The sequence below is a fragment of the Archangium gephyra genome (assembly GCF_049060025.1).
GTDB classification, from domain to species: domain Bacteria; phylum Myxococcota; class Myxococcia; order Myxococcales; family Myxococcaceae; genus Archangium; species Archangium gephyra_A.
Window position 1 is genome coordinate 856,628 of the sequence record NZ_JBMEQQ010000002.1, and the last position, 21,371, is coordinate 877,998.

Annotated in this window: 18 protein-coding genes and 2 pseudogenes; 8 read left to right on the forward strand and 12 right to left on the reverse strand. The window is 69.3% G+C overall.

Features of this window, described 5'->3' with window-relative positions; all coding sequences use genetic code 11:
- Positions 1 to 3 precede the first annotated feature (3 nt).
- The 7 genes and pseudogenes from lepB to ACN28I_RS03950 all read left to right on the forward strand — a co-directional run bounded on the left by lepB (position 4) and on the right by ACN28I_RS03950 (position 6,770).
- Positions 4 to 1,251 carry a signal peptidase I gene (gene lepB, locus ACN28I_RS03920; RefSeq protein WP_420940817.1) on the forward strand — a complete coding sequence of 416 codons (1,248 nt, stop codon included), beginning with the start codon at positions 4 to 6 and terminating at the stop codon, positions 1,249 to 1,251.
- A gap of 54 nt (positions 1,252 to 1,305) precedes the next feature.
- Entirely contained in the window at positions 1,306 to 1,725 is a 420-nt protein-coding gene (locus ACN28I_RS03925) for a hypothetical protein (protein ID WP_420940818.1), read from the forward strand.
- 15 nt (positions 1,726 to 1,740) lie between these two features.
- Entirely contained in the window at positions 1,741 to 2,634 is an 894-nt protein-coding gene (locus ACN28I_RS03930) for an aspartate carbamoyltransferase catalytic subunit (RefSeq protein ID WP_420940819.1), read from the forward strand.
- A complete protein-coding gene (locus ACN28I_RS03935; RefSeq protein WP_420940820.1) occupies positions 2,631 to 3,932 on the forward strand; it encodes a dihydroorotase in 1,302 nt (433 codons plus the stop codon). The genes ACN28I_RS03930 and ACN28I_RS03935 overlap by 4 nt, the downstream gene beginning before the upstream one ends.
- Complete coding sequence (gene carA / locus ACN28I_RS03940; RefSeq protein WP_420940821.1) at positions 3,932 to 5,050, forward strand: glutamine-hydrolyzing carbamoyl-phosphate synthase small subunit; 1,119 nt, start codon at positions 3,932 to 3,934, stop codon at positions 5,048 to 5,050. Before ACN28I_RS03935 ends, carA begins: the two co-directional genes overlap by 1 nt.
- Positions 5,051 to 5,064: 14 nt before the next feature.
- Positions 5,065 to 5,749, forward strand: a pseudogene (locus ACN28I_RS03945) (hypothetical protein).
- A gap of 163 nt (positions 5,750 to 5,912) precedes the next feature.
- On the forward strand, positions 5,913 to 6,770 hold the full coding sequence (locus tag ACN28I_RS03950; protein ID WP_420940822.1) for a hypothetical protein: 858 nt from the start codon (positions 5,913 to 5,915) through the stop codon (positions 6,768 to 6,770).
- Positions 6,771 to 6,876: 106 nt separating this feature from the next.
- Here ACN28I_RS03950 and pyk read toward each other — a convergent pair whose 3' ends face one another.
- From pyk to ACN28I_RS03965, 3 genes are all read right to left on the reverse strand, one after another.
- Positions 6,877 to 8,280, reverse strand: coding sequence for a pyruvate kinase (gene pyk / locus ACN28I_RS03955; RefSeq protein WP_420940823.1), 1,404 nt, complete (start codon positions 8,278 to 8,280; stop codon positions 6,877 to 6,879).
- 200 nt (positions 8,281 to 8,480) lie between these two features.
- The gene (locus tag ACN28I_RS03960; protein ID WP_420940824.1) at positions 8,481 to 9,215 is read right to left on the reverse strand and encodes a bifunctional nuclease family protein; all 735 of its coding nucleotides are present in this window, start codon (positions 9,213 to 9,215) and stop codon (positions 8,481 to 8,483) included.
- Between the two features lie 120 nt (positions 9,216 to 9,335).
- Positions 9,336 to 9,686, reverse strand: coding sequence for a hypothetical protein (locus ACN28I_RS03965; protein ID WP_375773452.1), 351 nt, complete (start codon positions 9,684 to 9,686; stop codon positions 9,336 to 9,338).
- Positions 9,687 to 9,791: 105 nt separating this feature from the next.
- Between ACN28I_RS03965 and ACN28I_RS03970 the strand changes: the two genes are divergently transcribed.
- Positions 9,792 to 11,594 (forward strand): AMP-dependent synthetase/ligase, encoded by a 1,803-nt coding sequence (locus ACN28I_RS03970; RefSeq protein WP_420940825.1) that lies wholly within the window; start codon positions 9,792 to 9,794, stop codon positions 11,592 to 11,594.
- An 83-nt stretch (positions 11,595 to 11,677) separates the two neighbouring features.
- Here ACN28I_RS03970 and ACN28I_RS03975 read toward each other — a convergent pair whose 3' ends face one another.
- From ACN28I_RS03975 to aroF, 9 genes and pseudogenes are all read right to left on the reverse strand, one after another.
- A complete protein-coding gene (locus tag ACN28I_RS03975; protein ID WP_420940826.1) occupies positions 11,678 to 12,928 on the reverse strand; it encodes an ISAs1 family transposase in 1,251 nt (416 codons plus the stop codon).
- Positions 12,929 to 13,145: 217 nt separating this feature from the next.
- A pseudogene (locus tag ACN28I_RS03980) lies at positions 13,146 to 14,442 on the reverse strand (citrate synthase).
- A 91-nt stretch (positions 14,443 to 14,533) separates the two neighbouring features.
- On the reverse strand, positions 14,534 to 15,796 hold the full coding sequence (locus ACN28I_RS03985; RefSeq protein WP_420940827.1) for a 3-phosphoshikimate 1-carboxyvinyltransferase: 1,263 nt from the start codon (positions 15,794 to 15,796) through the stop codon (positions 14,534 to 14,536).
- A complete protein-coding gene (locus ACN28I_RS03990) occupies positions 15,793 to 16,863 on the reverse strand; it encodes a 3-dehydroquinate synthase (protein ID WP_420940828.1) in 1,071 nt (356 codons plus the stop codon). Before ACN28I_RS03990 ends, ACN28I_RS03985 begins: the two co-directional genes overlap by 4 nt.
- Entirely contained in the window at positions 16,860 to 17,879 is a 1,020-nt protein-coding gene (gene aroC, locus ACN28I_RS03995; protein ID WP_420940829.1) for a chorismate synthase, read from the reverse strand. The genes ACN28I_RS03990 and aroC overlap by 4 nt, the downstream gene beginning before the upstream one ends.
- The gene (locus tag ACN28I_RS04000) at positions 17,876 to 19,153 is read right to left on the reverse strand and encodes a shikimate dehydrogenase (protein ID WP_420940830.1); all 1,278 of its coding nucleotides are present in this window, start codon (positions 19,151 to 19,153) and stop codon (positions 17,876 to 17,878) included. The genes aroC and ACN28I_RS04000 overlap by 4 nt, the downstream gene beginning before the upstream one ends.
- The gene (locus tag ACN28I_RS04005) at positions 19,150 to 19,755 is read right to left on the reverse strand and encodes a shikimate kinase (RefSeq protein ID WP_420940831.1); all 606 of its coding nucleotides are present in this window, start codon (positions 19,753 to 19,755) and stop codon (positions 19,150 to 19,152) included. The genes ACN28I_RS04000 and ACN28I_RS04005 overlap by 4 nt, the downstream gene beginning before the upstream one ends.
- The gene (gene ubiE, locus ACN28I_RS04010; protein ID WP_420940832.1) at positions 19,736 to 20,425 is read right to left on the reverse strand and encodes a bifunctional demethylmenaquinone methyltransferase/2-methoxy-6-polyprenyl-1,4-benzoquinol methylase UbiE; all 690 of its coding nucleotides are present in this window, start codon (positions 20,423 to 20,425) and stop codon (positions 19,736 to 19,738) included. Before ubiE ends, ACN28I_RS04005 begins: the two co-directional genes overlap by 20 nt.
- Positions 20,422 to 21,318, reverse strand: coding sequence for a 3-deoxy-7-phosphoheptulonate synthase (gene aroF, locus ACN28I_RS04015; protein WP_420940833.1), 897 nt, complete (start codon positions 21,316 to 21,318; stop codon positions 20,422 to 20,424). Before aroF ends, ubiE begins: the two co-directional genes overlap by 4 nt.
- Between the last annotated feature and the right edge of the window lie 53 nt (positions 21,319 to 21,371).

A 21,371-nucleotide genomic window follows, 5' to 3' on the forward strand; every position in this document is an offset into this window, starting at 1 on the left:
GGCATGTCCACCACCAGCGCGACGACCCAAGCCACCGCGGGGCTCGAGGCCACCATGGCCTCCCGCCGGACGCCGGAGCAGATCAAGGCCAGCCGCGCGCTGCTGTGGCGCGAGCTGCTCACCAGCCTGTGGGCGCCCCTGGTCATCCTCGGGCTGGCGCTCATCCCCTACATCATCCTCATCGAGTTCGTGCCCCCCTCCGCCGACTGGGCCCAGCCGCTGCTGCAGGGCCTGGCGGGGCTGATGCTGCTCTACTTCGGCGGGCTGCTCGTGCTGCGGTTCGCGCTGCCCAAGCAGAGCCGTCTGCGCCACCTGCGGCACGAGGCGCGTGAGCTCATCGGGGAGATCGAGCGCATCCACAAGCGCGTGCCGGGGAAGATCTCCGCCGAGGCGTCCACGCGGCTGGCCGAGCAGGCCATGCAGGTGGAGGCCGCCTCGCTGGCCGGGGACGCGGAGCGGTTGGAGAAGGAGACGAAGACGCTCGACACGCTGGCCACCCAGCTCCTGGGCGTCTTCCGCAAGCAGGACCTCTGGGACTTCTTCTCGGGCTTCGCCAAGGCGCTGGCCATCGCGGTCATCATCCGCGTCTTCATCATCGAGCCGTACCGCATCCCCTCCGGCTCCATGCTGCCCACGCTGGAGATCGGCGATCAGGTCTTCATCAACAAGTTCATCTACGGGGTGCGGCTGCCCTGGACGAACTACGTGCCCTTCCAGATCGTCCGCGCGCCGGCGCGGGGAGACGTCATCGTCTTCAACAACCCGGTGCAGCCGGAGCTGGACTTCATCAAGCGCGTGGTGGGCATCCCCGGGGACAAGGTGGAGCTCATCGGCGGCGAGGTCCACATCAACGGCGTGCCCCAGCCGCGCACGTTGGTGAACGAGGACCAGGTCGTCTACAACAAGCACGAGAACACCCCCTGGTACCCGGAGCACCTGCGGCTGTACCACGAGAACATAGACGGCAAGGTGCACTCGGTGCTGCAGCCGGGCAGCGTGGCCCGCGTGGAGCACGAGGGGCCCTACATCGTTCCCCAGGGCCAGGTCTTCGTCATGGGCGACAACCGGGAGAACAGCCTGGACAGCCGCTACGGCCTGGGCGCCGGCCGCGGCGTGGAGTTCGTCCCGTACGGCCACATCAAGGGCAAGGCCATGGTCGTCTGGATGGCGCTCGGGTACGGCGGCTGGTTCAGCAACTTCTTCGAGGGCACCGGCCTGCGCACCGACCGGCTTTTCGAGCCGGTGCGTTGAAACCCTCCCGCGATGCTTGACGCCCCGCGCGTGCCGCTGCTACGCGGGGGCCCCATGCGTCATCCCTCTGGGAAGATCAGCTTTGGCGGCCTGGTGCTCCTCACCCTCGTCGCGGGGGGCATCTATGCGGGCGTGATGTTCGTGCCCTTCTACGTGGACAACTTCGACGTGAAGGAAGCCGTCGCGGTGGCCTTCAACCGGTCCGCCCAGACGACGGACGACGACGCGCTGCGCAAACTGATCATCGAGCGCACCAGCGAGATGGGCAACCACTGGGAGCGGGATCGGTTCGACCGCGACATCCTCGTGCCCGGGCTCGGGCTGACTCCCGAGCAGATCACCATCGAGCGCAGCGAGGTCTCGGGGAAGGTCCGCATCCAGGTGGATTACGAGCGGCGGGTGCGGCTCAAGCCGACGAAGAACGTGCACACCCTGCGCTTCCGCGTCGTGAAGGAAGGCATTCCCGGGACGTAGCACCCAGGGGCACGTATGAGACACCTGTTGGGAATCGAGGGCCTGCGGCGCGCGGACATCGAGGCGCTGCTCGGCCGGGCCGAGGCCCACCTGCACGGTGGGCCGGATGTCTCGCATGTGCTGCGGGGCAGGGTGATCGCCAACCTCTTCTTCGAGGACTCCACGCGCACCCGCACCTCCTTCGAGATGGCGGCCCACGCGCTCGGCGCCGAGGTGCTCAACTGGACGACGGCGGGCTCCTCCGTTTCCAAGGGCGAGACGCTGCTGGACACCGTGCGCAACATCGAGGCCACGGGCCCGGTGGCGCTCATCATCCGGCACCGCTCCTCGGGAGCCCCCCACCTGGTGGCGCGCCACGTGCGCTGCGCCGTCATCAACGCCGGGGATGGCACCCACGAGCACCCCTCGCAGGCGCTGCTGGACGCCTTCACCCTGCGCCGCCGCTGGGGCAGCCTGGACGGCCGCACGGTGCTCATCGTCGGAGACATCCTCCACAGCCGCGTGGCCCGCTCCAACCTGCACTGCCTCACCACGCTGGGCGCCAAGGTGGTGCTCTGCGGCCCGCCCACGTTGCTGCCGCCCGGCCTGGAGTCCTTCGGCGCCGAGGTCGCCACGAACCTGGACGCCGTGCTGCCCCGCGCCGACGCCGTCATGTGCCTGCGCGTGCAGTCGGAGCGGCAGGGCGAGAACTTCTTCCCCTCGACGCGTGAGTTCTCCCGCATGTACGGGCTCAACGCCGCCCGCGCCGAGCGGCTCAAGCCGGAGGCGCTCGTGCTGCACCCCGGCCCGATGAACCGGGGGGTGGAGATCGCCCCCTCCGTGGCCGATGGGCAACGCAGTGTCATCCTGGAGCAGGTGGCGCATGGCGTGGCCGTGCGCCGCGCCATCCTCGAGGAGGTGTGCCGGTGAGCTCGACGATTCTCTTGAGCCGCGGGCGGGTGGTGGATCCGCGCAACGGCGTGGACGGGGTGCGCGACGTGCTGGTGCGGGACGGCACCATCGTCGAGGTGTCCGAGGCCCCCTTGCAGGTGCAGGACGCACGGGTGGTGGACGCCACGGGCAAGCTGGTGCTGCCGGGCTTCATCGACCTGCACGTGCACCTGCGCGAGCCGGGCGAGGAGGGCAAGGAGACGGTCCTCACCGGATGCATGGCGGCGGTGGCCGGTGGCTTCACCGCGGTGGTGGCCATGCCCAACACCAAGCCCGTCAACGACAGCGTGCTCGTCACCGAGTACGTGAAGGCCAAGGCCCGCGAGGCGCGGCTGTGCCACGTGTACCTGGCGGGCGCCATCACCAAGGGCCTCCAGGGCGAGGAGATGGCGGAGATGGGGGCGCTCGTTGGCGCCGGCTGCGTCTGCATCACCGACGACGGCCGCCCGGTGATGAACGCCGGCCTCATGCGCCGCGCCCTCCAGTACGCCCAGCTCTTCAACCTCCCCGTCATGGTGCACGAAGAGGACCTGACGCTCTCGGGCAAGGGCGTGATGAACGAGGGCCGCGCCTCCACGCGCCTGGGCCTCATCGGCATCCCGCCTTCCGCCGAGGTGGCCATGGTGGCGCGCGACATGGTGCTCCTGGAGGAGACGAAGGGGCGGCTGCACGTCGCCCATGTCTCCTGCGAGGGCAGCGTGCGCCTCATCCGCGAGGCGAAGCGCCGCGGCCTCAACGTCACCGCCGAGGCCACCCCGCACCACTTCATCCTCGATGACGAGGCCGTGGGCGCCTACGACACCCACGCCCGCATGAATCCGCCCCTGCGCACCCGCCGCGACATCGAGGCCGTGCGCGAGGGGCTCGTCGACGGCACCATCGACGCCATCGCCACCGACCACGCGCCCCACGGCGTGCTGGAGAAGCAGGTGGAGTTCGACAAGGCGTGGAATGGCGTGGTGGGCCTGGAGACGGCCCTGGGCCTCACCCTGTCCCTGGTGCGCGAGGGCGTTATGAGCCTCTCCAAGGCGGTGGCCCTGCTGACGGACGGGCCCGCGAGGGCATTCGGGCTGCCGGGCGGTCATCTGGCCGCCGGTGCCCCGGCGGACATCACGGTGGTGGAGCCGGATACGGAGTGGACGGTGGACTCGGCGCGGTTCTTCTCCCGCAGCCGGAACACCCCCTTCCATGGCCGGCGTTTGACGGGCCGGGTCGCCCAGACGTGGGTGTCCGGGCGGCTCGTCTTCGAGGACGGTCAGATCAAGGAGTCCAGGTGATGAAGCGGGCAGTGCTGGCATTGGCGGATGGCACCACCTTCGAGGGTCGCGCGCTCGGCGCCTCCGGCGAGACGGTCGGTGAGGTGGTGTTCAACACGTCGATGACCGGCTACCAGGAGATCCTCACGGACCCTTCCTACGTCGGGCAGATCGTCACCATGGCGTACCCCGAGATGGGCAACGTGGGCGCCAACCCCGGCGACCAGGAGTCCGTGAAGCCCCACGCCGTGGGCATGGTGGTGCGCAACGCCTCCGACCAGCACTCCAACTGGCGCGCCCAGGAGACGCTCGACGTCTACCTCAAGCGCCACGGCATCGTCGGTATCGAGGGCATCGACACCCGGCGCCTGGTGCGCCACGTGCGCACGCACGGCGCGCAGATGGGCGTCATCTCCACCGAGGACCACTCGGCATCCGCCCTCGTGGAGCGGGCCCGGACGGCTCGCGGCATGGAGGGGTTGGACCTGGCCACCGGCGTGTCCACCCAGGCGTCCTACCTCTTCACGGAGCCCACCCCGAACCTGCTGGGCGAGGCCCCGCGCCCCGCCCCCGAGTTGCGCTTCGACGTGGTGGCCTATGACTACGGCCTCAAGCGCTCCATGCTCCACTTCCTCGTGGACGTGGGCTGCCGCGTGAAGGTGGTGCCCGCCGGCACCTCCGCCGAGGCCGTGCTCGCCGAGAAGCCCCATGGCATCTTCCTCGCCAACGGCCCGGGAGACCCCGCCGCCGTGGTGGGCGCCGACAAGGTGGTGGCCGGGCTGCTCGGCAAGGTGCCTGTGTTCGGCATCTGCCTGGGACACCAGATCATGGCGCTCGCCCTGGGCGGCCGGACGTACAAGATGAAGTTCGGTCACCGGGGCGCCAACCAGCCAGTCAAGGACCTGATCACCGGCAAGGTGGAGATCACCTCGCAGAACCACGGCTTCGCGGTGGATGATGCGAGCGTGAAGGGCAAGGCGGTGGTGAGCCACATCAACCTCAACGACGGTACCGTGGAAGGCCTGAGCATCCCCGACGCCCGCGCCTTCAGCGTTCAGTACCATCCGGAAGCTTCTCCCGGGCCCCATGACGCCCGGTACCTCTTCTCGCGTTTCGCGAAGCTCATGGCCGGAGAGTAGGATCTCGCAGCCCCATGGACTCCCCCCTTTCGCCGCTGACGTATCAGCCCTATCTCGACCAGCTCATCGCCTTTGGGAGCCAGGAGTCACGCAAGCCCGACCTGCTGGATGCCAAGGCGGAGTACCTCCGCCTCACCGGCGAGGTCTTCGAGGACGACAAGATCTTCGAGCTGCGGATGGCGTCCTTCCTGGACTACTACCTGTTCGATCGGGTCTCGCCCATCTCCAAGCTGACCCCGGCCGCGGAGCTGTACCAGCTCCGGATGCAGGGCGCCTCGCCCGAGGAGGCCAACGCCTTCCGCTGCTTCACGGAGACCGTCCACGGCCTCTTCGAGGTGCGCAAGCTGGGCAAGGGCCTCGTGCGGCTGCGTGCAGCTCTTCTCCGGCAAGGACTTCGACGTCACCGAGCGCCGCCACGTGGCGGGCCTCGAGACGGGCGACGTGCTGGAGGCCCGGCTCATCCCCTTCGCCGGGCACCTGCTGTTCTCCTCCGCCTTCTGCTTCCACCCTCGCGTCGCCGTGAAGCCCATCAAGGCCGAGGTGAAGCGCCGCAAGAAGAAGGAGCCGGATCGTCCTCCCACGGAGCTCGTCTGGGAGTGCGCCCGGCGCGCCGTGAAGGTCGAGCGCTACAAGCAGATCGCCATCGAGCGCATCTACGACTTCTCGCAGACCACGCCCTGGCTCGCCTCGGCGAGCTGAGCCAGAGGACCCGTCGGCACACGCCGCGGCCGGGAGGTGCTCCGTCCCTGGCCGCGAGCCCACCCCTCGTGCCACGCTCGTGACGTCCCGGATTTCCGGGAAATGTCAGTTGAAATCGGATTCCAGGTATTCAGGCGTGCCGGAATTTGTTAGGAGGTCGCGTATGACAACGACCTTCATGGGTTTCCAGCGCTTGATGGGCGCGGTTTCGGCGGTGCTCCTGGTCGTGGGCTGTGGCGTGGAGCCCCTGCCCGGGGAGGCCGCGCCGGCGGTGGAGTTCGCGGGCGAGGGGCTCGCGCTGGAGCGCGGTGCCAGCACGCTGAGCGGCGCCTTCGCGAAGGACGGCACGCGGGTGGACTTCCGGTCGGAGGCGCTCTCGCCCGAGGCAACCCGGCTCTTCGTCGCCCTCAATGGCAAGCGCTTCGACTTCGAGGCGGACTTCGCCCAGGGCATCCTGCACAGCGATGGACACGGGGCGGTGCTCGCGGCGGCGGAGCGCGAGGTGCTGGCCGGCTTCGCCCGCACGCTGGGCGCCTACCTGATGCAGGGCCCCTTCGCACCCCATGAGCAGCTCGTGGCGGTGCAGGCCGAGTACTGGTCGGAGGCCCCCGAGGGCTATGTCCACCCGTCCAAGCGCATGCGCCTGGGCCTGCCCGCCATCGAGGGCGAGCGCTCCTCGCTGAGCAACGTGAATGACGGCGTCACCTGCATCACCAAGGGCACCACGCGCACGGCCTACTACGACAACAGAGCGGGCACGGTGTACTCGCAGTCGGTCGCCGTCAACTCCAACTGGGGTACCAACTCCTGCGGCGCGGGCGACTACGGCTGCATGGGCCGCTGCGGCGCCGCCTGCGGGTGGGGGGCTCCCAGTTCCTATACGCTCGACTGCCTCAACCATGATCTCTGCAGCCACAACCTGTGCGCCAGCGGTGGTGGCTCCGATGCGAACTGCGGCGACGAGTACAACCAGGCCCAGGACGACTGGACCATGGGCGTGGTCCGCGGCTGCTCCGGCTGAGGGGGCACGGGTTCAACCCGGGGCCCGTGGCACCCTCACCCCGTCCCTCTCCCGAGGGGAGAGGGGTAGGAGGCCAGGGTAGGGGACAGGGACTCGGGACCGTGAGTCAGATGCGGTGCACCGAGATCATGTTGGTGCGCCCCGGCTCGTTGAGCGGTACGCCGGCCACGATGACCACGGGCGTCCCCACCTTGCAGATGCCCTCCTCGTTGCACAGCCGCCGCACCTGCCGCAGCATCGCGTCCGTCGACTGCAGGCGGCCCACCTGCAGCGCCTTCACCCCCCAGTAGAGCGCCATCCGGTTCACCGTGTCCGAGTTCGGCGTCAGCGCGATGATCTGCGCGCTCGGCCGGAACTCGGAGATGAGCCGCGCCGTCAGGCCCCGCTCCGTGTACGCCACGATGGTGCCGATCCCCATCTGCTCGGCCGCCGCCACCGCCGCCGCCGCCACGCCCGTGGAGATGTCATCCTTCGCGTCCGGGAAGGGCGCGTGCGTCGCATCCCTCACCACCCCCGTCTCCATCTCCTCGACGATCCGCGCCATCGTCGCCACCGCCTCCACCGGGTACTTGCCCGCCGCCGTCTCCCCCGAGAGCATCACCGCGTCCGCCCCATCCAGAATGGCGTTGGCCACGTCCGACACCTCGGCGCGCGTGGGCCTCGCGTTGTTCACCATGCTCTCCAGCATCTCCGTGGCGACGATCACCAGTCCGCCCATCCGGTTCACCGTCCGCACCATCCGCTTCTGGATGGCCGGCAGCTTCTCCAGCGGCATCTCCACGCCCAGGTCCCCTCGCGCCACCATGATGCCGTCCGCCTCGCGCGCGATCGCTTCCAGGTCCGCCACCGCCTGCGGCTTCTCGATCTTCGCGATCAGCGGCGTGCCCCGCTGCGCCACCAGCTTGCGCGCCTGCCGGATGTCGTTCGCCGAGCGCACGAAGGAGAGCGCCACGTAGTCCACGCCCACCTCCTGCCCGAACGCCAGGTCCTCCATGTCCTTCTCGGTGATGGTGGGCACCGACACGAGCGCCCCCGGCAGGTTCAGGCCCTTGTGGTCCTTGAGCATCCCGCCCAGCTCCACCAGGCACGTGACGTCCTTGCCCTGCACCTTCTTCACCCGCAGCCGCACCCGCCCGTCGTCCAGCAGGATGGGGTGCCCCGGCTCCACGTCCTTGGGCAGCGAGCGGATGGGCGTGGGGATGAGGTTGCCCTGGCCCAGCACCTCCCGCGTCGTCACCACCACCGTCTGCCCCGTCTTCACCTCCAGGCAGCCCCCCTCGAACTTGCCCAGGCGGATCTTCGGGCCCTGAACGTCCTGCAGGATGGCCACCGGCACTCCCAGCTTCTTCGCGGCCCGGCGGATCAGATTCACCCGGCGGCGGTGCTGGTCGTGCGTCCCGTGCGAGAAGTTGAGCCGCGCCACGTTCATACCGGAGCGGATGAGTTCCTCGATGACCTCGGCCGAGTCCGAGGACGGCCCCAGCGTGCAGATGATCTTCGCCTTGCGCATGGGCACACATCCTAGGCGCCCGGCGCCGCCTTGACAGCTTTGCGTCCTCGGGAATACTTGGCGCCAACGCGGGCGAGAGCGACGGCGTCGGCGGAAGCGGTCTTCTTTATTCAGGGTTCGTCCCTACGTTGCGAGAAAGCCCGGCGTCCCTGGAGGGGGGGCCGGGCTTTCGCCTTTGCGGGCTGCTGTGTGCCTGGACGCTAGAGGCTGATCTCGTCCGTCTTGTCGGGCGCCAGCTTCGGGGCCAGGCCCGGAGGCGGCAGGCCGTGGTGTGGATCCATCGGCATGGGCTCGTCCATCATGTGCGGGTCCCCGCTGCCGCCCACTCCCGGGCCGCCCTCGCGCAGCGAGTCGATTTCGTCGCGGCTGATCCCGGCCTCGTCCAGCACCTTGCGCGTCACCATGATGCGCGCCTCGCCATCCAGCGCCATGGCGATGGAGTCCGAGGGCCTCGCGTCCAGCGTCACCTTGCGTTTGCCCTGCTCGAGGAAGACGCGGCCCGTGTAGATGTCATCGCGCAGGTCGTCGATGCGCACCTCGGTCACCTTGCCGCCCAGCTCCGTCACCACCGAGCCGAGCAGATCCTGCGAGAGCGGCTGCGGCGGCCTCAGGTGTGCCAGCCGGAAGGCGATCGCCACCGCAGCCGACTCGTCCACGAAGATGGGCAGCACCATGGCCCCGTCCTCCGTGGTGAGCACCACCGCGTGCGTCTGCGCCTCGACGAGCGGGATGACGTCCCGGACCTCGAGCCGCACCAGCTCCTTGCAGGCCGCGGGGTTTCCTCCCTGCTTTGGCACGCAGGCCTCGCTGTCCTTGGGCGCCGCGGTCGCATGCGCGGGTGGGGCGCCAAAGCCGGGGAGGACCAGCACTCCCAGGGCGAGCAGCGCAGCGGACAGCGGGGCGAGGACGAAAGCGGCAGGGATGGACGTTTTCACCCTGCAAACGTGTGCATGTGCGCCGGGGGCGGGAGGGCGCCGATCCGTGCCCGCCTGCTCCCCAGCCTCATTCCGTCCGCGCTCCGGAAAAAACGAACCGACAGGGTAGACGGCCGAGCGTCAGCGCTCGTCCTCGTCCTCGTCGTAGTCCTCTTCGTCCTCGACGTCCTCGTCCTCGTCGAAGTCGAGCTCCTCGTCGTCGGACTCCTCGTCCTCGTCGGACTCCTCGTCCTCGTCGAGCTCGTCCTCCAGGTCCTCGGTCTCCAGCGCCATCGAGACGGCGAAGCGCTTGCCGAGCGCGGCCACCTGGGTCCTCATCTCGGTGAGCGCCGCGACGAAGTCCTCCTGGATGTTCGTGGGAGCCTTCTGACTGCAATGAGGGCAGGCGAGCTTCTCCGTCCCATCAATGAGATCCTGAACATCCAGCTCGAAGGTGCCCTCGCACTTCTGGCAAGTCAGATCGATGGTCATGTGCGTCGCGCGGAATACATAGGGGTCCGGTGACCTGTCAACGCCCGTGGCGAGTAGCGCCCCGGTTTCAGTAGCCTCGGATTCCCTATGGACACTCCCAGGACGATGGTGCATGCGCTCCATGATCAAGCCAACCGGCGGCAGCACCGTCCGGCGCTGTGGACGCGCAAGGGACGCACCTATGTGCCCACCTCGTGGCACGACCATGCCGTCCGGGTGAAGCGTTTTGCCCTCGGGTTGCTCACACTGGGCTTCCAGCGGGGAAGCCCCTTGCCCATCCTGTCCTTCAACCGCGAGGAGTGGTTGGTGGCGGACCTGGCCTCCATGGCCCTGGGCGGTGTCCCCGTGGGCATCTACACCACCAGCAGCCCGGAGCAGGTGGAGTACCTCGTCGGCCATTGCGAGGCGCGCCACCTGGTGGTGGAGAACGAGCAGCACCTGGCCACCGCACTCGCCGTGCGGGAGCGGGTGCCCGGGCTGCGCCACATCATCGTCCTGGATCCTCCGCCGGCCCCGCTGCCCGAGGGCGTGCTGACCTACGCGGACGTGCTGGCGCGCGGCACTGGCGCCGATGAGGGGCCCTACTGGAACGCCGTCAACGCGCTCCAGCCCGACGGGCTCGCCACCCTCATCTACACCTCGGGCACCAGCGGCCACCCCAAGGGCGTCATGCTCAGCCACCGCAACCTCGTGTGGACGGCCGGGCAGCTCCAGCGTGCCACGCGCATGGCCAAGGACGACGAGGCCCTCCTGTCGTACCTGCCGCTGGCGCACATCGCCGAGCAGATGCTCAGCATCCACGCGCCCATCCTCGTCGGCGCGGAGGTCTACTTCGCGCGCTCCCTGGAGTCCGTGCCGGAGGATCTGCGCGACTCCCGTCCCACCGTCTTCTTCGGCGTGCCCCGCGTCTGGGAGAAGTTCAAGGGCCGCCTCGAGGAGGCCCTCCGCGAGCTGCCCGCCGCCCGCCAGGCCGTGGTGGGCTGGGCCCGCGGGGTGGCCGTCCAGCACAACGCGCTCGCCCTGCGCCACGAGCGGGTGCCCCTGGCCCTGGAGGGCCAGTACCAGCTCGCCCGCCGCACCGTCTTCCCGGCCCTGCTCGCGAAGCTGGGCTTCGAGCGCACCCACTTCTTCTGCAGCGGCGCCGCCCCCATCGGCCGCGACGTGCTCGAGTTCTTCGCCTCGCTCGACATCGTCATCCGCGAGGTCTACGGCCAGTCCGAGGTGTGCGGGCCCACCACCCTCAACACCCCCGACGCCACCCGCCTGGGCACGCTCGGCCGTCCTCTGCTGGGCGTGGAGGTGCTCATCGCCGACGACGGGGAGATCCTCGTGCGCGGCGGCGGCGTCTGTCAGGGCTACTTCAAGGACCCCGCCGGCACCGCCGAGCTGCTCCAGGATGGCTGGTTGCACTCGGGCGACGTGGGCCACCTCGACTCCGAGGGCTACCTCCACATCACCGGCCGCAAGAAGGAGCTCATCGTCACCTCCGGCGGCAAGAAGACCTCGCCCGCCCAGCTCGAGCTGCTCCTCAAGGCCGTGGCCCCCGTGGGCCATGCGCTCGTCATCGGCGAGCGCCGCAACTACCTCGTGGCCCTCCTCACCCTGGACCCCGAGCGCGCACGTGCCCTCGCGCGGCAGAATGGTTGGCCCGAGGAGATGTCCGCCCTCGCCGCCGATCCCCGCCTGCGCCAGCACCTGCACGAGGCCATCGAGCGCGAGGTCAATCCCCGGCTCGCCCGCTTCGAGACCATCAAGCGCTTCGCCGTGCTCCCCGAGGACTTCTCCATCTCCACCGGCGAACTCACCGCCAGCATGAAGATGCGCCGCCACGTCATCGAGGCCCGCCACAAGGCCCTCATCGACTCCCTGTACTCCGAGGAGCCCGCGGTCCCGGCCCGGGCAGGGTAGGGCGCCTCAAACGCCAAGAGGGCCACGGTGTGGGTCCGCTGACCCTCACCCCGGCCCTCTCCCAGAGGGCAGGGCGAAAGCATTTAAATATCGGAAGCTGCGGATTTCAGGACGCGAGCAAGATAGCCGGAGTCCCAGCCGGCTTTCTTGCGTTTGGTGGGCACGCCCTTCTTGCACGTCTTCTCGCGCCGCAGCAGCGTGAGGGCCATCCGACTGAGCAGGGCGAAATTCTGCGCCCCATTGTGGTCGCGGATGGGGCGTGAATCCTCGTTCATGCTCACGTCCAGGCTCCAGTGCAGGCCGTTCTCCACGCCCCAGTGCGAGCGGATGATTCGGGCCAGTTCCTCGGCCTGGGGCTCCAGGCTGCTGAGGTAGTAGTGCCACTCGCGTGTCGTCTTGCCGCCCTCGGTGCGCTCGCGCAGCAGCATGGCGGCTGACCTCAGGTTCACCCACGTGCTCGCGCTGGCTGGCGCCTGCTCCAGCTTCAACTCCAGCGCCCAGGCGCTGCGCACCTCGTGCCGGCCGTGCCCCGTGTCCTCACTACGGCTGTGCGACAGCTGCTGCACCTGTTGCTCGCCGATGCGCACCTGCCCCTGAGCTTGCTCGTCGTCCGCGCTGCGACTGGCTAAGTCACCCTGCCACTTCTTCTCCTCGGCAGTGCGTACCTGGGCGAATACCTCCTGCACATGCTCATGCAACGGCCCACGGTTGCCCTTGAGCGCCAGCACGTAGTCGGCCCCTGCCTCCACTATGGCCTGGGCCACCTTGGCCGTGCACCCGTTGGCGTCCACCGTCACCACCGCCCCCTTCAACTCCAGCAACTTGAGCAGTTGGGGGATTGCATTCACTTCACCAGGGGCTCCCTCCACGGCCGTTTGCGCCAACAGCAGCTTCTGCTCGCTGGCCCACACGTGCACCAGGTGCAGCACTGTGTCCTCCAGGCCCGTACCCAGTGCTCCGCGCACGCTCTTGCCGTCCACCGCCACCACCTGTGCGTTGAGGTCCCTGGCCAGCGTCTTCACCCACCTGCGGAAGCACGCCTCGAAGGCCCTTGGCTCCAGGGCGCAGAACACTCGGCGGAAGGTATCCTTGCTGGGTACTCCGTTGGGCATGTGCAGCAAGCTGGCCAACCAGTCCGCATGGGTCAGGGCGAACTCGTACACCGCCTCCCACTCGTCGGCCCCGCCAACCACCGCGCACAGCGCCATCGTCAACACGTTGTGCAGCGAGTGGAGCTTGCCGCGCTCCACTCGTGGGTCTTCCAAACTGCTGAAGTGCTGCCAGAGCAGGTTGAGTGCCTGCTTGCCTTGCTGGGTTTGTGCTGATGACTCCATGAGTGGGGCGAAGCATATGACTTCCGGCGTCGCCTCGCTCTCTCAGGTCATCCCGCGACTATTACTCCCTAAGTAGGCAGCCCGCCCTTTTCCCTGGCCTTCCCACCCTTAAATGCTTTCGCCCTGCCCAGAGGGAGAGGGTGCTCGGAACCCGTGGCCCGTGGCACCCTCACCCCGTCCCTCTCCCGAAGGGAGAGGGGTTGTCTGGCACTGGTTCTTACTTGCGGTCCTTCATCGCCACGTAGTCGCGGCGCTTGGAGCCCGTGTAGACCTGACGCGGACGCGCGATCTTCTGCTCCGAGTCCTTCACCATCTCCTCCCACTGCGTCACCCAACCCACCGTGCGCGGAATGGCGAAGAGGACCGGGAACATCTCCACCGGGAAGCCCATCGCCTCGTAGATGAGGCCCGAGTAGAAGTCCACGTTCGGGTACAGCTTGCGCTTCACGAAGTACTCGTCCTGCAGCGCGATCTTCTCGAGCTCCAGCGCGATCTCCAGCAGCGGGTTCTTGCCCGTCACCTCGAAGACCTCGTCCGCCACGCGCTTGATGACCTTGGCGCGCGGATCGTAGGACTTGTACACGCGGTGACCGAAGCCCATCAGCTTCTTCTCACCCTCGCCGCCCTTCACCGCCTTGATGAAGTCCGGCACCTTCGACACGTGGCCGATCTCGCGCAGCATGCGCAGCACGGCCTCGTTGGCGCCGCCGTGCAGCGGGCCGTAGAGCGCCCCGATGCCCGCCGCCACCGCCGAGTAGGGATCCACCTCGGAGGAGCCCACCGTGCGCACCGACGTCGTCGAGCAGTTCTGCTCGTGGTCCGCGTGCAGGATGAAGAGCACGTCCAGCGCCTTCTCCAGCGTGGGGTGCACCTTGTACGTCGTGGTGCCGATCTTCCGGATCATCGCCAGGAAGTTGCCCACGTAGGACAGGTCGTTGTCCGGGTAGACGTACGGCAGGCCCATGCTGTGGCGGTAGGAGAACGCCGCGATGGTGGGCATCTTCGCGATGAGCCGCGTCATCTGGATGCGGCGGCTGCGCTCGTCCTTGGTGTTCTTCGCGTCCGGGTAGAAGCCCGAGAGCGCCGCCACCGTGGAGGACAGCATGGACATGGGGTGCGCGTCGTAGCGGTACCCGTCCATGAAGGTCTTGATGTTCTCGTGCACGTACGTGTGGTGCGTGACGAGGTAGTTGAACTCCTCGAGCTGCTTGGGCGTCGGGGAGCTCGCCGTTGAGCAGGAGGTAGGCCACCTCGATGAACGAGGACTTCTCCGCCAGCTGCTCGATGGGGTAGCCCCGGTACTCGAGGATGCCCTTGTCACCGTCGATGAAGGTGATGGAGCTCTTGCAGTTGGCCGTGTTCAGGAACGCCGGGTCGTAACCCATCAGGCCAAAGTCTTCCTCCGAGACCTTGATCTGCCGCAGAGCGTTGGTGCGAATGCAGCCGTTCTCGATCGGGACCTCGTACGTCTTCCCGGTCCGGTTGTCCGTGATCGTCAGCGTTTCCTTTGCCATGGGCGGGACTTTTCACAGGCGGCAGAGCGCTTTCAACAAAAAAGAACCGCACCCGGGGAGGCCGCGTTTCCCCCCAGGCATCGCCCGTTTTTCACGACGTGAGACGAACCCCTGTGCGCTCCAGCTGCCGCCAGAAGCCCGGAAAACTCTTCTCCACGCATTCAGGACCGGTGAGGGAAAGCGGTACACCGGACAGAACAGAGAGCGTAGCCGCGACCATTGCCAGGCGGTGATCATCCCGGCTGTTCATGGAGAAGCGCGGCGGATGGGAGGTAGGAGGGTGGATTGTCAGCGTCTCGCCCTCCAGGTGCGTGGTGCCTCCGAACGCGGATACCAGGGTGCGGATGCCGTCCAACCGGTCGCTTTCCTTGAGGCGCAAGACGCCTACATCCGTGAGGGTGGAGGGGCGAGGCAGCACACACGCCAGCGCGGCCAGGGTGGGCAGCAGGTCCGGGCACTCCGTCCCCGAGGCCACCAGCCCGTCCCGGGCCGTCCCCGTCATCCGCAGGGTGTTGTCGGGGCCTGCAACCGCCTTCAGGCCCGCGCGCTCCACCAGCCGCACCAGTGCCTGGTCCGGATGGGCGCTGGAGAGGTCCGCCCGCTCCACGCTCCCCCCGGTCTTCCAGGCGATGAGCAGCAGGTAGCCCAGGGACGACCAGTCGCCCGGCATCGCGGGGGTGCGCTCGGGGGCACGGTAGTCCGTCACCTCGAAGCGGCCCTCCTGCTCCTGCACCGTGAAGCCGAAGCGGCGCAGCCAGGAGACGGTCAGCTCCAGGTAGCCCGCGCTCGTCAGCGGGCCGATGATCTCCACCCGCCACGGGCGGCGCTCGCGCAGGTACAGGGCCGCGCAGCCCAGCAGCAGGCTGGAGGCGTACTGGCTGCTCTGCGCTCCCGGGACGCGGAAGACGGGCTCCCCGGTGCGATCCGGTGCCTTGATCTCCACCGGCCAGGGGCGGCCCTCGGTGAGCACGAGCCCGGAGGGGCCGAGCGCCTCGCGCAGGGACTCGAAGAGGGGGCCATGGGGCCGCTCGCCGAGCCGGGGCGTCCCCGTGACCCGCACGTGCGTGCCGGGCGTCACCGCGGCCTGGGTGACGAAGATGCGGAAGGGGGCGCCACCATCCGCGCAGTCCACGTCCCGCACGGTGCCGGGCGGCTGGCGCAGGGTCTCGATGCCCCGGGTGAGCACGTGCACGTCCGCGGGCAGGTAGTGCGAGGGCTCCTGCTGGAGGACGGGCAGGGGCCAGGCCCCCGTGAGGTGGGCCAGCACCAGCGCCCGTTGCGCGTCCGACTTGGAGATGGGCGGCGTGAGGGCCGCGGGGGTGAGCTGACTCGGATCGACGTGGAGCTGACTCATGGGCGAAATCCTCGGGTCCAGACCGGCCACAGCGCGCGCCACACGTCCGCGGAGACGTCACGCACCTCGGCGCTTCCTATATCGGTCAGCAGCACCATTCGCAGCTCGCCCGCGCTGCCGGTCTTCTTGTCCGCGGACAGCAGGGCCACCACATCCTCGAGCGCCGCGCGCTTCAGCAGGGCCGCCGTCCGCTCCCGGCCGAGCACTCCCGGTCCCAGGTGCAGCGCGTCCTCCACCCGGGCGGCCACGTCCTCGGGGGTGACGCCCATGGCGCGCCCCACGTCCAGCGCGCACAGCATGCCCAGGCCCACCGCGTCCCCGTGCGACAGCTTGAAGTTCGAGACGCTCTCCAGCACGTGGCCGAAGGTGTGGCCGAAGTTCAGCACCCGCCGCAGGCCCTGCTGCTCGTACGGGTCCTGCGCGCAGACGGACTCCTTGAGGCGCCGCGCGTCCTTCACCATCCGCTCCAGCGCGGGCGCCCGGCGCGTGTACGCGCGGAAGAGCGCCTCGTCGAGGCTGGCCACCATCTTCCAGGCCTCGAGCGAGCCCTCGCGCCGCTGCGTGTCCGAGAGGGTCTCGTAGAACTCGGGGCAGATCCATGCCTCGTCGGCGTAGTGGAAGACGCCCACCGGGTTCTTCACCACGCGCCCGCGCACGGTCATGTCCACCGCGCCCTTGCCGCCCAGGCTGCTGTCCACCGCCGCCAGCAGCGTGGTGGGCACCTGCACGAGCCGCACGCCCCGCTTGAGCAGGTGCGCGGCCACCGTGGACACGTCGCCGATGGTGCCTCCGCCGATGGCGATCAGCGTGCCCGAGCGCGGCATCGCCAGGCCCGCGGCCATGAGCTGCTCCAGGGCCTCGAAGGTCTTCGCGCCCTCACCGCCGGTGAGCTGCACCACGGTGTGGGGCTTGCGCGCCTTGAGGGCGGGAATCACCGCGGGGTGCAGGCGGGCCACCCGGCGATCCACGACGGCGAAGCTGCCCTCGGGGAGGGTGGCACACAGGCGCTTGAAGGAGCCCCACCGGTCGGTGGCATGACGGTAGGCGCCAGGAGAGAGCTGGATCATGCGGAGTGGGGCCGGGCGTTGAGTTGAAGGACGAGGTCCGCCAGCACGAGCGAGACCATGGACTCCAGCACGGGCACGGCGCGGGGCATGATGCACGGATCATGTCGTCCGCCCTTCGCGTGGTCCGCGAGCGTGGCCGGAGGCTTGAAGAAGACGCGCAGGGCCACGGGCTCGCCATTGGCCAGGCCGCCCTGGATGCCGCCGTAGGTGTCCTTCTGGGAGTGGAAGACGCTGCCGGGCTGCTCGATCCGCGCGAGCAGATCCGGCGGGCCCCAGACGACGCCCGTGACGGCGCCCACGCTGCCCAGCGCGAGCGCGAACAGCGACTTCATCTTGCCGAAGATGGGCTCGCCCAGGCCCACGGGCACGCCGTCGACGCGGATGTCGATGCAGCCCCCGAGGCTGTCTCCGGCCTCCTTGGCGGCGAGGATCCGCTTGGACATCTCCTCGCGGGCCACCGGATCCGGGCAGCGGGTCGGGTGGGCGTCCACCATCGCGCGGGTGAGGCCGGGCTCGGGAATGGCGGACACCAGGTTGCCCACCTGCGAGACCCAGGCGACGGTGCGCACCTCGGGGAAGGCCTGGGCGAGGTACGCCTCGGCCACGGCGCCTCCGATGACGCGGCAGAGCGTCTCCCGGCCGCTGGTGCGCCCACCTCCGCGGTGATCCCGGTGCTTGAAGCGCTCGCGCCAGACGGCGTCGGCGTGGCCGGGACGATCCTCGGACTTGAGCTTGTCGTAGTCCCCGGAGCGCTGGTTGGTGTTGCGGACGATGGCCGCGATGGGCGTGCCGAGCGTCTTGCCCTCGAAGACCCCGGAGAGGATCTCCACCTGATCCGGCTCGGCACGCGCGGTGACGAGCGCGGACTGGCCGGGGCGGCGGCGGTCGAGCGCGGCCTGGATGGACTCCCGCTCGAGGGGAATGCCGGCGGGGCAGCCATCAATGATGGAGCCGAGCGCGGGGCCGTGGCTCTCGCCGAAGGTGGTGAGGCGGAAGAGGGTGCCAATCGTATTCATGAAGCGGTCTCCCAGAGGGCGCGCTGCTGTCGGGCCTGGGCGATGAACCAGGCCGCGCCGAGGAGCAGCGGCGTCCCCCCGCGGCGGGTGATTTCCGTGGCGATGCGGCGCGCCGGGGCTCCGTAGGCGATGACGGCGATGCGGGCACCCTCGAAACGCAGGGCGTCGGGTGGGGTGATGCGATCCGGCCAGGTCCAGATGCCGGAGCCGGACAGGGGCGCGGAGATCTCCGCGCGGCGCAGGAAGCGGAGCTGGCAGCCGGTCTCGGCGCCCACGACGCGGATGGCGGCACTGGCGCCACCGTCACCGAGCACGAACACCTCCCGGGCCCCGAGCCGCTCGAGCACGGTGCGAGCGCCGGCGGTGTCGGTGTTGAAGGACTCCCAGCGGTCGCGGCGGCGCACGAGGGTGTTGATGGCATCGAGCGGCGAGCCGGTATGCCGGGCGAGGCGGATCTTGAAGGGGCTGGTGACGGCGAAGCCCCGGTAGTGGGGCAGCAGCGCATCGACGAGGGACTCGACGGGAGCGTCCTCGGGGATGTCGATGCGGTCGAAGGGCTGGCGGTGGATGCGAGGCGAGCGCGAGTGGACGATCGACGTCCCCAGAATCCCCAACCTGCCCAACATCCCCTCGCCCTCCGGGAGAGGGACGGGGTGAGGGTGCCGCGCCTCCCGGGTTGCATCCGCGAGCAGCCTCTGTCCCGGCGCTGCCTTCCAATCGCCGCCCACGGCGACGTAATCGAGCACATTGCGCCGGGCGAGCACGGCGCGAACGGGAAGCGCCGTAGGCCCCATCGCAAGGACCGTCACCCGCCCGTCCCCAAAGCGGGCCCGCAGCCGCGCCTGGGTCTCCAGCAGCACGGCGATCCGCTCCCGGGACTCCGGCCCGAGCGGCTCGATGTGCTTCACCAGCGCCCCCGGCGGAAGCGCCACGTCCCACAGACGAAGAGCCTCCTCGGTGGACAGGGGCCGCTCGGCGTGGTGCGAGGCCAGCAGCTTTCCGGCCGGAGCGGCCAGGTCCCCCGCGTGGACGACATCCCGATCCACCCACCGGGCGGCGGCCACCCATGCGGGAGGCAGGGGCGTGCCGCGCTCGGACACGAGCAGCTCAATCAGGCCCACGAGCGCCGAGGCCTCCACCGCATCGGCGGGATGGAGATCCGTGCGCACCTCCAGCACGTCGGCCCCCCGGCTCCGGGCGTCGGCGGCGAAGCGCAGGGCGTCGGGGCCGCGGAGGCTCGGAGGGAGGGTGACGACGCGGCGGGCCGGCGTCATGGATTGCTCCCGGGCAAGGCGAAGGCTCGCAGGAAGTCGACGAGGCTCACGGTGGAGACGCGCGCGTGGAGCACCTGCCGCTGGTGGTAGACGGAGTGGAGCTCCTCCTCCAGGGTCATGCCGGGGCGCAGCCGGGGGCGCCGGGTGTCCCGGAGGAGCCGTTGGCGGTAGGTCTCGAAGGAGATGGGGATGAGCACGGTGTAGCAGGGCTGGAGGGCTTCCGGATGATGGGACAGGAAGCCGCCGCCCAACGCGATGACGGAGCCGCGAGGCAACAACTCCAGGAGCAGGCTGCGCTCGGCCTCGCGGAAGCCGTTGGTGTCCTGCGCCACCCACTCGCGGAGGCTCCGGCCCGAGCGGCGCTCGAGCTCGACATCCAGGTCCAACCCCGGCCTGCCGAGCAGCGCGCTCACCAGGGGGAGCAGGCGCGTCTTGCCCGCGGAGCGGTGCCCGGCGATGGCGACGGTCTGCCCGGGCGCGGGGAGCGGCCGGGGACCGGGCTGGGCAAGCTCCTCCCTCAGCGCAGGCGCGAGCCGGGGATCCACGGACTCGAGGATGCGCTGGACCAGCAGGTGCTTCTGATCAGCGGACGGTCCCGACATAGACGTAGGATGTCCCGAACGTCATCGGATGGGCCACCCTTTCCTTGTAGGAACCGGACTGATCCATCAATGCCAGGAACTTCTCACCGGCCGGAAAGGCGGCCGAGGTCCGGGGGAGGTACTCATAGGCCGCCCGGTTGCCGGTGAGCAGGCCGCCGATGGTGGGCATGATCACCTTGCTGTAGAAGCGGAACAGCCCGCCGAACAGGCCCGTGGGCTGGCCGAACTCGAGCACCACCACGCGGCCGCCGGGGCGCACCACGCGGGCCATCTCCTTCAGGCACTTCACCGGATCATCCACGTTGCGGATGCCGAAGGCGATGGAGGCCACGTCGAAGGTGGCGTCCGCGAAGGGCAGCGCCATGGCATCGGCCACCTGGAACTCCACCTGGAGCCCCTCGCGGGCGGCCTTGGCCGGAGCGTTGTCCAGCATCTCCTTGCAGAAGTCGGTGCCCATCACCCGGCCCGAGGCGCCCACCTTGCGCTTGAAGGCCAGCGCCAGGTCCCCGGTGCCCGTGGCACAGTCGAGGACGGCGTTGCCCTCCCGGGCGCCACTGAGCCGCACGGCCGAGCGGCGCCACAGCCGGTGGATACCAAAGGAGAGGACCTCGTTCGTCACGTCGTACCGCGTGGCGATGGAGGAGAACATCTGCCGGACTTCGGTGCTCATCGAGCCCTCACGACATGCGCCGGAAGCTCCGGCATCCAGAGGTGACGGTCCACGGCGCTCAGCACGCCCGGCAGCCGCCGCATCAATTGTTGGAAGCGCTCCGGCGTGAGGGCCTGCTGCCCGTCACACAGGGCCTGCTCGGGCCGGGGATGCACTTCGATCATCAACCCGTCCGCCCCGGCCGCCGCCGCCGCCAGCGCCATGGGCTGGATGAGGTCCGGCTCGCCCGTGGCGTGCGAGGGATCCACGATGACCGGCAGGTGCGTGCGCAGCTTCGCCACCGCCACCGCCGACAGATCCAACGTGTTGCGCGTGGCCGTCTCGAAGGTGCGGATGCCGCGCTCGCAGAGGATGACCTGATCGTTGCCGCCCTCCAGCACGTACTCGGCCGCCAGCAACCACTCCTGGATGGTGGCCGCCATCCCCCGCTTGAGCAGCACCGGCTTGCGCACCTTGCCCAGCGCCCGGAGCAGCGAGAAGTTCTGCATGTTGCGCGCGCCCACCTGGAGCACGTCCACGGAGTCCTCCATGAGAGGAAGCTGCGTGGACTCCATCACCTCGCTGACGATGGGCAGGCCCACCTTGCGCGCGGCCTCGGACAGCACGCGCAGGCCCGGCTCTCCCATGCCCTGGAAGGAGTAGGGGCTGGTGCGAGGCTTGAATACCCCACCGCGAAGGATGTGGGCACCGGCGGCGGCCACGGCGGCGGCGGTCTGCTCGGTCTGCTCCATGCCCTCCACGGCACAGGGACCGGCCATCACCACGAAACCGGGGCCTCCCACCTCCACCTGTCCTACACGGACGCGCGTGCCCTCGGGCCTCCAGGCCCGGGCGACTCGGGGGGTCCCTTCTCGGGGCGCACCCGCGCCCTCCTCACTCGGCTTGCCGCTCACGGCCGCCTCCCGTTCCCTGTGGAGTTCACGTTGTTTTGAACCCCGTGATGCTT